Origin of the sequence: Bacillus sp. JJ1474 (assembly GCF_036965225.1) — a bacterium.
In the GTDB taxonomy this organism is placed as follows: Bacteria; Bacillota; Bacilli; order Bacillales; family Cytobacillaceae; genus Cytobacillus.
Genome location: NZ_JBALPC010000270.1, coordinates 1 through 12861 on the forward strand (window position 1 = coordinate 1; position 12861 = coordinate 12861).

At 38.0% G+C, this 12861-nt stretch carries 13 protein-coding genes and 1 tRNA gene; 10 read left to right on the forward strand and 4 right to left on the reverse strand.

The genetic code is table 11. The annotated features are described in order from the left end of the window. The coding region (locus tag V7164_RS24180) for a potassium transporter TrkG (protein WP_335355483.1) at window positions 1–625 on the forward strand (625 nt) is incomplete at its 5' end. A 38-nt stretch (window positions 626–663) separates the two neighbouring features. Here the strand turns inward: V7164_RS24180 and V7164_RS24185 are convergent. After that, a complete protein-coding gene (locus V7164_RS24185) occupies window positions 664–1014 on the reverse strand; it encodes a DUF3905 domain-containing protein (protein ID WP_438823952.1) in 351 nt (116 codons plus the stop codon). Window positions 1015–1187: 173 nt separating this feature from the next. Here V7164_RS24185 and V7164_RS24190 point away from each other — a divergent pair, with 173 nt between their 5' ends. Then, window positions 1188–1349, forward strand: coding sequence for a hypothetical protein (locus V7164_RS24190; RefSeq protein ID WP_335355485.1), 162 nt, complete (start codon window positions 1188–1190; stop codon window positions 1347–1349). Further along, on the forward strand, window positions 1349–1492 hold the full coding sequence (locus V7164_RS24195) for a hypothetical protein (protein WP_335355486.1): 144 nt from the start codon (window positions 1349–1351) through the stop codon (window positions 1490–1492). Before V7164_RS24190 ends, V7164_RS24195 begins: the two co-directional genes overlap by 1 nt. Window positions 1493–1535: 43 nt before the next feature. Here the strand turns inward: V7164_RS24195 and V7164_RS24200 are convergent, their stop codons facing one another. Continuing rightward, on the reverse strand, window positions 1536–3287 hold the full coding sequence (locus V7164_RS24200) for a B12-binding domain-containing radical SAM protein (protein WP_335355487.1): 1752 nt from the start codon (window positions 3285–3287) through the stop codon (window positions 1536–1538). Between the two features lie 233 nt (window positions 3288–3520). On the opposite strand from V7164_RS24200, the gene V7164_RS24205 reads away from it, so the two are divergent. From V7164_RS24205 to V7164_RS24235, 7 genes are all read left to right on the forward strand, one after another. Then, window positions 3521–4153 carry a helix-turn-helix transcriptional regulator gene (locus tag V7164_RS24205; protein ID WP_335347433.1) on the forward strand — a complete coding sequence of 211 codons (633 nt, stop codon included), beginning with the start codon at window positions 3521–3523 and terminating at the stop codon, window positions 4151–4153. Between the two features lie 21 nt (window positions 4154–4174). Then, a complete protein-coding gene (locus V7164_RS24210) occupies window positions 4175–4987 on the forward strand; it encodes a pyruvate, water dikinase regulatory protein (RefSeq protein WP_335347434.1) in 813 nt (270 codons plus the stop codon). 5 nt (window positions 4988–4992) lie between these two features. Further along, window positions 4993–7662 carry a pyruvate, phosphate dikinase gene (gene ppdK, locus V7164_RS24215; RefSeq protein ID WP_335355488.1) on the forward strand — a complete coding sequence of 890 codons (2670 nt, stop codon included), beginning with the start codon at window positions 4993–4995 and terminating at the stop codon, window positions 7660–7662. Between the two features lie 147 nt (window positions 7663–7809). Continuing rightward, window positions 7810–8526, forward strand: a complete 717-nt coding sequence (locus tag V7164_RS24220) for a (Fe-S)-binding protein (RefSeq protein ID WP_335355489.1) — start codon at window positions 7810–7812, stop codon at window positions 8524–8526. A 13-nt stretch (window positions 8527–8539) separates the two neighbouring features. Continuing rightward, a complete protein-coding gene (locus V7164_RS24225) occupies window positions 8540–9967 on the forward strand; it encodes a LutB/LldF family L-lactate oxidation iron-sulfur protein (protein ID WP_335355490.1) in 1428 nt (475 codons plus the stop codon). After that, entirely contained in the window at window positions 9967–10686 is a 720-nt protein-coding gene (locus V7164_RS24230) for a LutC/YkgG family protein (RefSeq protein WP_335355491.1), read from the forward strand. Before V7164_RS24225 ends, V7164_RS24230 begins: the two co-directional genes overlap by 1 nt. Window positions 10687–10817: 131 nt before the next feature. After that, on the forward strand, window positions 10818–11645 hold the full coding sequence (locus tag V7164_RS24235; RefSeq protein ID WP_335355492.1) for an N-acetylmuramoyl-L-alanine amidase family protein: 828 nt from the start codon (window positions 10818–10820) through the stop codon (window positions 11643–11645). A 52-nt stretch (window positions 11646–11697) separates the two neighbouring features. Here V7164_RS24235 and V7164_RS24240 read toward each other — a convergent pair. Together V7164_RS24240 and V7164_RS24245 are read right to left on the reverse strand one after the other, a co-directional pair. After that, window positions 11698–11771 (reverse strand) — tRNA-Arg (locus V7164_RS24240). Window positions 11772–11852: 81 nt separating this feature from the next. After that, on the reverse strand, window positions 11853–12861 hold a 1009-nt coding region (locus V7164_RS24245), incomplete at its 5' end, for an acyltransferase family protein (RefSeq protein ID WP_335355493.1).

Sequence of the window (12861 nt, forward strand, 5' to 3'; positions counted from 1 at the left end):
CCTGATTATAGGAACAATATTCATATTACTGTTAGAGTTTAATCACTTTTTGAAGGGAGTTACATGGCATAAAGGCTTTTTTTATGCGTTTTTCCAAGCTGCTTCAACGAGAAGTGCCGGTCTTACAACGATGGATATTAGTGAGTTTACAATGCCTACCTTATTGGTCATAAGTATTCTAATGTTCATCGGCGCTTCACCAAGTTCAGTAGGCGGGGGTATAAGAACTACGACATTTGCATTAAATATCTTATTTATTTTTCATTTTGCAAAAGGAAATAGGGATATTAAGATATTTAACCGTGAGCTTCACCAAGATGATATTCTTAAATCTTTAGCCATTACAATATTAGCGATGGTCATGTGTTTTATATCTGTTGTTATTCTAAGCATATCTGATAGCCAGCATGAGCTTATTGCCATTATAGTCGAGGTTTGCTCTGCTTTTGGTACAACGGGTCTTTCCATGGGGATTACGGCCGATCTAAGCAGCTTTGGAAAATGCATTCTAATGGTCCTAATGTTTATTGGAAGAATCGGGTTAACATCCTTCTTATTTATTATTGGCGGTAAAGAGAAAAAGACAAATTATCATTATCCGAAAGAACGAGTGATTATAGGGTAAAGAAAGAGGGGCTGTCCTTATAAGACAGCCCCTCTATCTTAATCTGTTCCCTTACTTACATCATGAGTAGGGTGCATAAAAGGAACTCCTTGTGGCCGTTTTTTTCTTTCCAGCAGATCTTTGTTTTCTGACGTATTCCAGCCAATATCATTCGTCGGATGAACCCATTCATCACCAGCCATAATGGATGGATCCGTGTCCTTGCTCCAATTTTCTAAAGGGGAATTTTCTGAAGAATAGAAGCTATCACCGATGACAACGCCATGTGAATTTTCAAAGGGTGCTTCCATTTTAATCCCTGTTCCCTTGAAACTAGGCGCTTCAATTTGATGCGGCAAAGTCTCATCAATGCCAATATTCTTTCCAACATCCTTTTCCTTTTTATCCATTTCATTCATCCCTTTTCTTGTGTATAGAAAATAGCTGGTCTTTTTTTAGGATTTGTTGATTCAGATGATTTATAAGCCGTTTCAAATTGAAATTTAAGGGAATTTTTTTTTGAATGAAAAAATATTGTAAGAAAATAATAAGAATGTACTATTTCCAATAGGAGGCTTCAGTCATGACAAAAAGAAAAGCGGAATTTGATGCTGCTCTAAAACATACGAAAACCCCAAAGAAAAACTTAGAGGAATCAGAATTCTCTGCAGAATTTAGCCAAGGTGAAAACCCAATGAAAGGGGCAAACCGGAATTCTAAGCAAGGGAGAAAGGGCAGATCATAATGGGGAAAAACAAAGAAAAACAAAAAAACGCCAATGTTGAATTTGGCAACGAGTTTGGCGATATAAATGCGAGCAAGCTTTATGAGCTTCCCTTTATGAATGAAGATCAGGAAAAGAAAAACAATAGAAAAAAGAAATGTTAATAAATCAGCCCGCTGCTAATTGCAGGGGGCTGATAAAGTATTACTAATTTTTAGATGAAGAAAAAATGAAAGATTTTTCATTTCTTGAATCAAAATATGTCAGGATGGAAGTAGGCTTTTTGTTGATTTCTCCGGTAGTTAAATATTTATCGAGATCAAATGTAAGCCTTTCGATTAGAGTGTACTTATAAATATCCTTTTCGTTGAGGCCAATTTTAACAAATTCAGAGCCTAAAATGGATGGATTTTGGATAATGTCCTGATAAATAATTGACCTTTCAGCCTTATCATAGCTAGCGGAGGTATCCCACCATGGTTTTCTCGGTCTATATTTTTGTCTAATTAAATAATCATACTTCATTAAACCTTCTATAATATCTAAGTCGGCTATGTTCTTATTTTGAAGAAATTCATAAAGTCTTCTAAATAAATCCTCTAGCTGATGTCCAATTCTTGACCAGCCTCTTTCCTCCCAATAGCTGCCGAACTCCTGAAAGAAATCAAATGGAGATGAGAATGATTTCGTTACTAGATATTCAATAGTGAAATCCATTCTATGGTCATTCCAATATTTTTCTAATACATCCTCAACCTGTTTAATCCGGATAATGTCGTCAAAAGATAATACATTATTTCCGAGCATTTCGTAAGGCGAATGATCCATATAAATATATTGGTGCTGAGCAGCTCTCAACCGCAGGCCTGTCCCTCTTAATAATTTTAAGAAACCAAGCTGCAGTTCCTCAGGTCTCATCTCGAATACATCGTTAAATGTTTTTCGGAAGGAATGATAATCTTCCTCTGGAAGTCCAGCAATTAAATCAAGATGCTGGTCTATTTTTCCGCCATTTTTGACCATTGTCACTGTACGTGAAAGCTTTTCGAAATTTTGCTTTCTCATGACAAGTTCATTTGTATAGTCATTCGTTGATTGAACGCCTATTTCAAAACGGAATAAACCCGGCGGCGCCTCCTTATTTAGAAATTCAATGACCTCAGGCCTCATGATGTCTGCAGTAATTTCAAACTGAAAAACAGTCCCTGGCAAATGCTCATCTATTAAAAATTGAAACATTTCCATCGCATAGCTTCTGCTAATATTAAATGTCCGATCAACAAACTTAATCGTTTTTGCGCCGTTTTTCATTAAATAGCGAATATCGTCCTTAATCTTTTCACGGTCGAAATACCGAACCCCAACCTCTATCGATGAGAGGCAGAATTGACAGCTAAAAGGGCAGCCGCGGCTTGTCTCAATATACGTAACACGCTTGGAAAGGTGAGGGATATCCTCTTCAAATCTGAAGGGAGATGGTAATTCTCGAAGATCCATCTTATTTCGCTGAGGATTGATTTTGACCTCTCCATCCTTACGATAAGCAACCCCATGTATTTGCTCAATCTCCAATTCTCCTTGTATTCCTGAAAGTAATTGCTTAAATGTCTCTTCTCCTTCACCAATAACAATATAGTCGAAATCCTTAACCTTTTTCATCCATTCTAGAACATCATAGGAAACTTCAGGACCGCCAACGACAATTTGAATAGATGGGTTAATCTTTTTGATCATATTGACTACTTTAATCGTTTCTTCGATATTCCAAATATAACAGCTAAATCCGATTACTTCCGGCTTCTTTCGAATTAAATCGGTCACGATATTCATAATTGGATCTTTAATTGTATATTCAGCAATTTCTATATGAAATTCAGGGCTTGCATAAGCCTTTAAATAACGTATGGCAATATTCGTGTGAATATATTTTGCATTTAATGTAGAACAGATTATCTTCATGAAAGAAACTCCTTTAAGAGTATTAAATAACAACATATTATTATAACTTATTGTTGACAAAATAGATAGATGGGAAACCTGCCCTCCTTTGAATCATTCAATTAAGGAGTGATAGTTTAACAATTTTGAAAAAAGGGTGAAAAATAAATAGGATATACTATATACAAATAAGTATGTCATAATTATAATGGTAATATAAAATAATACATACTTATCTTACTTAGGGGGTGGTGATGATTAAATTATCCAATCGCCAGGATGAAATTCTTCAAATTGTCAAACGTAATGGCCCAATAACAGGAAATGAAATCGCTAAAAAGCTCTCCCTTTCTAGGGCTGCCTTACGCCCAGATCTTGCTATACTCACAAGAACTGGAAATATAGATGCCAGGCCTCGAGTAGGCTATTTCTATAATGAGGAATTTCAAGTCATGCGCCAGGCAGAAAAGTTTATCAATCAAAAGGTAAAGGATTTTAAAGCACATCCAATTGTAGTTGAAAGTTCGACCTCTGTTTATGATGCAATTGTCCAGTTGTTTTTAGAAGATGTTGGTACGCTTTATGCAGTTGATTCTGAGGGGTATTTAGCAGGTGTCGTTTCAAGAAAGGATTTACTAAGGGCATCACTTGGAAACAAGAATCTTCAGGAACTTCCAGTAAGTGTAATTATGACGAGGATGCCAAATATTAAAACAGTTGATCCAGAAGAAACATTGCTAGAGGCTGCCAAAAAAATGATTTCTTTTCATATTGATTCTTTACCCGTTGTAAAAGAAGTTAAGGAGAAAAGCAACACGTATTTATTGTTAGGAAGAATAACGAAAACAACCTTAACGCGCGCATATATAGAAATAGGAGAAAAATAAGCTCAGGGGAGTTGCAAAAAGTTGATGCGAAAGGAAATAGTTTATGTAGTGTCAGACTCGGTTGGGGAAACTGCAGAGTTTGTCGTAAAAGCGGTAGCAACTCAGTTTATTGGCAGTCGAATTGATATTCGCAGAAATTCATATGTAGATGATATTGAGGATATTGAAGATATTATTATTCTAGCAAGTAAAGACCAATCGATCATTGCTTATACGATTGTTGTTCCAGCTTTAAAGGAGCATTTAGATAAAAGAGCTAAGGAAGAAGGAATTGTAGCTGTTGATTTATTAAACCCCTTAATGAATGCGTTTCAAACACAGTTTAACAAAGAGCCACATCATAGTCCTGGGTTAATGAGGAGGTTAGACGAAGAATATTTTAGGAAGATTGAAGCAATTGAATTTGCAGTTAAATATGATGATGGGCGTGATCCGCGAGGTATAACTAAAGCAGACATTGTTTTGATTGGTGTTTCGAGAACGTCAAAAACACCATTATCAATGTACTTAGCGCATAAACGGTTTAAGGTTGCGAATGTTCCATTAGTTCCGGAGGTTCCGCCTCCAGACGAGCTATTTGAAATTCCACGAAAGAATTGTATTGGATTAATCATTTCACCAGATAAACTAAATGAAATACGCAAGGAGCGATTAAAGGCACTAGGACTTGCCTCGCAAGCAAACTATGCCAGCTTTGCTCGGATCCTTGAAGAATTGGATTATGCTGAGAAAATTATGAAGCGTGTTGGATGTCCGATTATTAATGTATCGAATAAGGCAGTGGAAGAAACAGCAGGCTTAATTCTGGAAGTGTTAAAAAAGGAGAGGAGCTAAAAATCATGGGGAAATTCGTTTATTTATTTCAAGAAGGTAATGGAAATATGAAAGACTTGCTCGGAGGAAAAGGAGCAAATCTAGCGGAAATGACAAAAATCGGCTTGCCGGTACCATCTGGTTTTACGATTACAACAGAAGCGTGCAATGCTTATTATGAATCTGATAAAGCGATTCCTGCTTCAGTTGAACTGCAAACATTAGAGGCTCTATCCCGTCTGGAAGAGAAAATGGGAAAAAAGCTGGGAGACGCTGAGAATCCTTTACTTGTTTCTGTACGTTCAGGTTCCGTTTTTTCTATGCCTGGAATGATGGATACAATCCTAAACCTTGGAATGAATGACGAAACAGTTACTGGTTTAGCGAACTTAACAAATAATCCCCGTTTTGCGTATGATTCCTACCGCCGATTTATTCAGATGTTCAGCAATGTTGTCCTAGAAATTGACACGTATTTTTTTGAGCAATTATTAGAAGAAACTCGTGAACAAAAAGGATATACGACTGACCCTGAATTGACGGCTGAAGATTGGAAAGAAGTGATTGCCGGTTATAAAGAAATTGTGAAGAAACATACGAGAAAAGCATTTCCCGAGGATCCAAAGGAACAGCTTTTCCTTGCTATCCGTGCTGTATTTAACTCTTGGAATAATCAGCGAGCAATCGTTTACCGCCGCCTGAACAAAATTCCTGACCATCTTGGAACAGCTGTTAATATTCAAAGTATGGTATTTGGCAATATGGGGAATGACTCAGGGACTGGTGTTGCTTTTACAAGAAATCCGTCAACGGGTGAACCGGTGCTTTACGGTGAGTATTTAATTAATGCTCAAGGGGAGGACGTTGTTGCAGGAATTCGAACTCCACAGCCAATTCGAACATTAAAGGAAGAAATGCCAGAAGTATTTGAGCAATTTATTCAAACCTCTCAGCAGCTTGAGCAGCATTATCTAGAAATGCAGGATATTGAGTTTACGGTAGAAAGGGGTAAGCTATTTATTCTTCAAACGCGAAATGGAAAGAGAACAGCTCAAGCTGCCATTCGCATTGCTGTAGAAATGGTAGATGAAGGGATTATTGATAAAGAAACGGCTCTTCTTCGTGTTGACCCTGACCAGTTAAATCAGCTTCTTCACCGCAGGATTGATGACTCAGCAGTAAAGCCTATTTTAGCAAAAGGGCTTCCAGCTTCTCCTGGTGCTGCGACAGGTCAGGTAGTTTTCGATGCTGATGAAGCAGAACAATTGGCAAATGAAGGCAAAAAAGTGATCCTTGTTCGTCCTGAGACGACCCCAGATGACATTCATGGGATTGTCGCTGCTCAAGCCATTTTGACAAGCAGGGGAGGAATGACTAGCCATGCTGCCGTTGTTGCCAGAGGAATGGGAAAGGCATGTATATGCGGCTGTGAAGCTTTAAAAATCGATTTAAAAGCCAAACAATTTGCCGCTGGCGAAAAAGTGATTAAGTATGGAGATATCATAACAATTGATGGTTCAACTGGAGAAATCATTCTTGGAGAAGTCCCGATGATCGATCCAGAGCTGTCGGAAGAATTTCAGCGATTACTTGGATGGGCAGATGAAGTGCGTAATATTACAGTTCGGGCTAACGCTGATAATCCAGAGGATGCGAAAAAAGCCTTCGAATTTGGCGCTGCCGGTATTGGTTTATGCAGGACGGAACACATGTTTATGGATAGTAAGCGGATACCAATTGTTCAAAAAATGATATTAGCAGAAAGCTTCAATGAGAGAAAGGAAGCGCTTGAGCAGCTTTTACCGATGCAACAAGGGGATTTTGAAGGGATTTTTGAAGCGATGCAAGGATATCCAGTAAATGTTCGTTTACTTGACCCTCCGCTTCATGAGTTTTTGCCTCATAAAGAGGAGCTTCTCGTTGAGGTAACAAGGCTTCAAATTTTAGATCCGGAATCGAAGGAATTAAAGCAAAAAGAGCAATTGCTTAAAAAGGTACGGCAATTAGACGAGTATAACCCTATGCTTGGACTTCGTGGCTGCCGTTTAGGAATGATGTATCCGGAAATTTATGAAATGCAGGCAAAGGCGATCTTCTACGCTGCCTCTAAGCTAGCTGAAAGATTGATAGATGTTCAGCCAGAAATCATGATTCCGCTAGTCGGTCATGTCAATGAACTTAAACAAATGCGTCAAGTAGTGATTGATGCAGCAAACCATGTTCAGGCAGAGACCGGTAAGGAGATTAAGTATACAATTGGTACAATGATAGAAATTCCACGTGCTGCTTTGACAGCGGACGAAATAGCGGTGGAAGCCGATTTCTTCTCATTTGGAACAAATGATTTAACTCAAACAACGTTTGGTTACAGCCGTGATGATGCAGAGGGGAAATTCCTTCAGGCCTATATTGAGAACAAAGTTCTTCCGGAAAACCCATTTGCAGCACTTGATCAAAATGGCGTTGGAAAGCTTGTGGAAACAGGTGTACAACTTGGAAGAAAAACAAAGCCAACGCTTAAAACAGGTATTTGCGGGGAACATGGGGGAGAGAAAAGCTCTATTGAGTTCTTCTATAAGACAGGGCTAGATTATGTCAGCTGTTCGCCTTATAGAGTGCCATTAGCTCGATTAGCAGCAGCGCAAGCAACCATTCGCCATGAAAATAAAAAAGCTGAGGTATATACGAACGCTTAATTCAATGAAGGACAGTATCTTAGGGGTACTGTCCTATTTTCTATGTTAAAATTTTCGAACAAATATGATAACACACACTTTCTTTCATTAAATAATATAGATAGAATAATAATATAGTAAGAAAAATGATTAGAAAGAAGGTTGGCTATGAGAGTAAGCCTATTTGCTACATGTTTAGTAGATATGTTTCAAAGTAATGTTGGAAAGGCTACAGTTGAAGTTCTAGAGCGGCTTGGCTGTACAATTGATTTTCCAAAAGATCAGGTTTGCTGCGGACAGCCTGCCTATAACAGCGGTTATGTGAAAGAATCAAAAGAAGCGATGAAAAGAATGATCGAGGCATTCGAGGATTCAGAGTATGTTGTCTCTCCTTCTGGATCGTGCGCTTATATGTTTCATGAATATCCGACTATTTTTAGAGGAGATCCAGTTTGGGAGCCAAGAGCAAAGGAACTGGCTGAAAAAACGTATGAATTAACTCAATTTATTGTAGATGTTTTAAAGGTCGAGGATGTAGGGGCCAAATTGGAAGGAAAGGCAACTTACCATACTTCCTGTCATATGACGAGATTGCTAGGTGTAAAGGATGCACCTCTTAAACTATTAAGTCATGTACAGGGGCTTGAATATACAGAACTGCCGAACAAACATAATTGTTGTGGTTTCGGAGGTACATTCTCTGTGAAAATGGCGCAAATATCAGAGCAAATGGTTGATGAGAAGGTTCAGCATATTGAGGAAACGAAGGCCGAATATTTAATCGGTGCAGATGGCGGATGCTTAATGAATATTGGCGGGCGCATCGACCGAAAAGGGAAGCCAATAAAGGTCATGCACATTGCTGAAATATTAAACAGCCGTTAAAGGGGGGAGAATAATGGCAATGAAAATTGGCACTGAAAATTTTGACGAGAGAGTCAATGCAGGCATTAACAATTCTTTTATGAGAGGAGCCGTTTCTAGTGCACAGGAAAGACTTCATACAAGAAGATTGGCAGCCGCAGAAGAACTGGGCAACTGGGAAGAATGGCGCTCGCTCGGAGAAGAGATCCGTCAACATGTACTTGAAAATTTAGATTATTATTTATATGAGTTGAGCGAGAATGTTGCTAAAAGAGGCGGTCATGTTTTCTTTGCGGAAACTGCTGAAGAAGCAACGTCATATATTCAAGATGTTATTGAAAAGAAAAACGCAAAAAAGGTAGTAAAGTCGAAATCAATGGTCACGGAGGAAATTCACTTAAATGCTTGTCTTGAAAAGATCGGTTGTGAAGTAATTGAAACAGATTTAGGTGAATATATTTTACAAGTCGATGATCATGATCCTCCTTCACATATCGTAGCTCCAGCATTACACAAAAATAAAGAACAAATTCGAGATGTGTTTGCTAAGAAATTAAACTATGAGAAAACTGAAGATCCTGCAGAATTATGCGCTCATTCGCGGAAAATGCTTCGAAATGAATTTTTAACTGCAGATGTAGGAATAACAGGCTGTAACTTTGCAATTGCAGAAACAGGATCCATTACTTTAGTGACTAATGAAGGAAATGCTGATCTTGTTACGGCTTTGCCAAAAACACAAATAACCGTTATGGGAATGGAAAGACTTGTTCCAACCTTTGAAGAAATGGAGGTTCTTGTTAGTTTATTAACAAGAAGTGCGGTTGGACAAAAACTGCCAAGCTATGTAACCGTCCTTTCTGGTCCTCGAGAAGAAGAGGATGCGGATGGACCAGAGGAATTTCATTTAGTCGTTGTCGATAATGGACGTTCCGATATATTAGGGGGAGAGTTTCAATCTATTTTACAATGTATTCGCTGTGCGGCATGTGTAAATGTTTGCCCAGTATATCGCCATGTGGGTGGACATTCTTACGGCTCCATCTACTCTGGTCCGATTGGAGCAGTCCTGTCCCCTTTATTAGGAGGATATGACGACTATAAAGAACTTCCATATGCATCTACTCTCTGTGGCGCTTGCACCGAAGCCTGTCCGGTCAAAATTCCTTTACATGAACTTCTCCATAAACATCGTCAAGTCATTGTTGAAAAAGAAGGAAAAGCGCCAATTTCAGAAAAAATGGCAATGAAGGCATTTGGGCTTGGAGCGGCTTCCCCTGCATTATATAAAATAGGTTCAAAAGTAGCGCCTGCTGCCATGAATCCATTTACCATTGGGGACAAAATTTCAAAAGGACCAGGTCCTCTTAAGGCTTGGACAGAAATTCGTGATTTCCCAGCACCTAATAAAGAACGCTTCCGTGATTGGTTTGCAAATCGTCATACTGGAGGTGATAAATAATGGCTGGGAACATCCAGAATAGGGAGTCATTTTTAACAAAGATTGCTAAGAGGTTAGGGAGAGATCAGCTAGAAAGCACGATTGAAAGACCCGTGTGGAACTTTCAACCTCAGGATGCAGTATTAAAGGATGCTAGTAAGGATGAACTGCTTCAAGTCCTTAAGGAACAATGCAAAAGTATTCACACCGACTTTATTACAACAAATCTTTCAGGGCTGCCCGAAACATTAAAGAATATAATTACCAAATATGGTGGGGGACCAATTATCAAATGGTGTGACCCTCGATTCGATGAATTCGGGCTTTCTCCCTTATTCAATAAGATTCTGCCGAGTGAGGATATTAAAGTAGATGTTTGGGACTCAAGCGTTGGTGAAGAAAATATTAAGCTAGCAGAAAAAGCAAATGTCGGGATTACGATAAGTGAAATCACCTTAGCAGAATCTGGTACAGCTGTCCTTTTAAGCGGTAAAGATAGAGGCAGAAGTATTAGCTTCTTGCCAGCAACATCAGTCATTATTATTCCGAAAAGCTCCATCGTCCCACGTATGACACAAGCAGCAAGGTTGATTAGGGAAAAAGTAAAGAATGGAGAACAAGTTGCTTCATGTGTAAACTTTATAACTGGTCCAAGCAATTCAGCGGATATAGAGATGAACTTAGTTGTTGGAGTACACGGTCCAACAAAGGCTGCTTATATTGTGGTGGAGGATATATAAAGATAAAACTATTATCATGCTCTTTCTAGGGATTAGAATAAATTACCAGCAATAAACGATCATTAATCAGTAAAGCTGCCCACATGGCAGCTTATTTTTTTGCATACTTTATGTAAAGGAGTTGATTTCGAATGGTCAAAATTTTCATTGACCCTGGACATGGCGGAACAGATCCAGGTGCCGTGGGGAATGGATTATTTGAAAAAAATCTAACCTTGCAAATTTCAAAACGTATTCAGACCATGCTAACAGCTTACGAAAATATTCAGGTGAAATTAAGCCGTGAAAGTGATAAAACCGTATCCCTTAATCAACGTACAAATATGGCAAACGCATGGGGAGCTGAATTTCTGCTATCTGTCCATATAAATTCTGGCGGGGGTACTGGATTTGAAGATTATATTCATCCAAGCAAAAGACAAAATTCATCCTCTTACCAAGAGATCATTCATGAAGAAATCGTTAAACAAATAAATTTAATGGATCGCGGAAAAAAACAGGAAAACTTTCATATGCTTCGAGAATCCAATATGCCAGCAATGCTAACTGAAAATGGGTTTATTGATAATCCAAATGATGCCTCAAAACTAAGTCAGTTTTCGTATATAGAAAGGATAGCACGGGGTCATGTAAACGGATTGGTTAGGGCGTTTAATCTTAAGGAAAAATCAGAAAAACCTCCGACTTGGGATGGGTTAGTATTTAAAAAGGGGCAAAAAGGGATAATCAAAATATTAAAACCGATAAATCTTTGGAGAAGAAAAGAAAATAATAAATTGGTCTTTTCTAGAATACTAAATCCTGGAGAAGTTTACCGAGTTTATGGATATGATCATTTAAATGGCGGTCAATATGACGTAGGAGACAACCATTGGATTACAAATATTGATGGATATATTAAATATGAGACCCCTTCGAAGTCATTTTTAGCAAAAGCTGAGAAACTTTATGATGAGTAAAATAAACCGCCAATCCCTCATGATCAAGGAATTGGCGTTTTTTCGTTTTTTACGTCCCAGAGAGGATTCGAACCTCCGACCTACAGCTTAGGAGGCTGTCGCTCTATCCTACTGAGCTACTGGGACATTAGATTTTTATTATAAACTCCTGTTCTAATGCAGTCAATAATTTAGACTAAAAACGGACGCATAAGGGCGTCCGTTTTCTTAGTTTAAAAGCTTTTTCCGATAGTATTGCATAATGGTCGATAACCTAGCTTGCAGGTTTTTCAGTTTAGTTGTTTCTAATTCAATAAGAGGCTGTGCAAATGGTACGGTTATTTTACTGGATAATAGAAGAGTAAGCAGTAGAGAAACAACCGCTAAGAGCAGAAAGTTTTTTGGTTCGACAAAAAACTTTTGTACAGAACTCTCCCTAAAAATACGGATAAAAAATCCGTGCAGAAGATAAACATATAATGTGTTTCTTCCTAATTTTGTAAAGGGATAATACTGTTTTGGAACTAGAGAGAAAAAACTGAAGACCATAATCAAGCTTAATACATAAAAACCTAAACGTGTAAACAAAGCCCCAATGGATGCGGCCCCCATCTCTATATATGGCTTAGACCCAAGCAGCCATTCATGATTCAAACTTGGGAAAAAATAAAATCCAGTAAACACAATTACCAATACGCTTAAGGATACAATCTTAATTTTCGCAGATTGAAGCAAAGAAAAATGCTCTCTATTTAAATAATATCCAATTAGAAAAAGTGGGAAGAACACAAAAGTTCTTGATAAGCTTAAATAGTTTGTAATCCAGTCAGCATATCCAACTATTAGCCCAATAGTAAACGCTGCTGCGAGTGAATATAAAGCTTTATATTTAGTGAAAGCCCGCAGCAAAATATTCCAAGAAAACAAACTGATTAAAAACCATAACGACCAATGTGGCTTGAGCGGATCAACCTGGAAAGATGATTCTTTATATAGAAAGAAATAAAAAACAGAATAGATGATTTGAAAAATGATATATGGAAGAATTAACTTCCTAGAAATTTTAGAAATATATCCTTTTTTATTAAAGCCTTTGGCAAAATACCCTGAGATAAGAATAAACGCAGGCATATGGAAGGTATAAATAACCTTATATAGAGTATAAGTTGCCTCGTTGTCTTCAATAAAAGATTGAAGAAAATGCCCAAATACGACCAAGGAAATTAAAATAAATTTT

Coding starts and splice junctions, on each gene's coding strand:
- V7164_RS24185 (WP_438823952.1), bottom strand. CDS start 1,014: ATGGATAAAAAGGAAAAGGATGTTGGAAAGAATATTGGCATTGATGAG.
- V7164_RS24190 (WP_335355485.1), top strand. CDS start 1,188: ATGACAAAAAGAAAAGCGGAATTTGATGCTGCTCTAAAACATACGAAA.
- V7164_RS24195 (WP_335355486.1), top strand. CDS start 1,349: ATGGGGAAAAACAAAGAAAAACAAAAAAACGCCAATGTTGAATTTGGC.
- V7164_RS24200 (WP_335355487.1), bottom strand. CDS start 3,287: ATGAAGATAATCTGTTCTACATTAAATGCAAAATATATTCACACGAAT.
- V7164_RS24205 (WP_335347433.1), top strand. CDS start 3,521: ATGATTAAATTATCCAATCGCCAGGATGAAATTCTTCAAATTGTCAAA.
- ppdK (WP_335355488.1), top strand. CDS start 4,993: ATGGGGAAATTCGTTTATTTATTTCAAGAAGGTAATGGAAATATGAAA.
- V7164_RS24220 (WP_335355489.1), top strand. CDS start 7,810: ATGAGAGTAAGCCTATTTGCTACATGTTTAGTAGATATGTTTCAAAGT.
- V7164_RS24225 (WP_335355490.1), top strand. CDS start 8,540: ATGGCAATGAAAATTGGCACTGAAAATTTTGACGAGAGAGTCAATGCA.
- V7164_RS24230 (WP_335355491.1), top strand. CDS start 9,967: ATGGCTGGGAACATCCAGAATAGGGAGTCATTTTTAACAAAGATTGCT.
- V7164_RS24235 (WP_335355492.1), top strand. CDS start 10,818: ATGGTCAAAATTTTCATTGACCCTGGACATGGCGGAACAGATCCAGGT.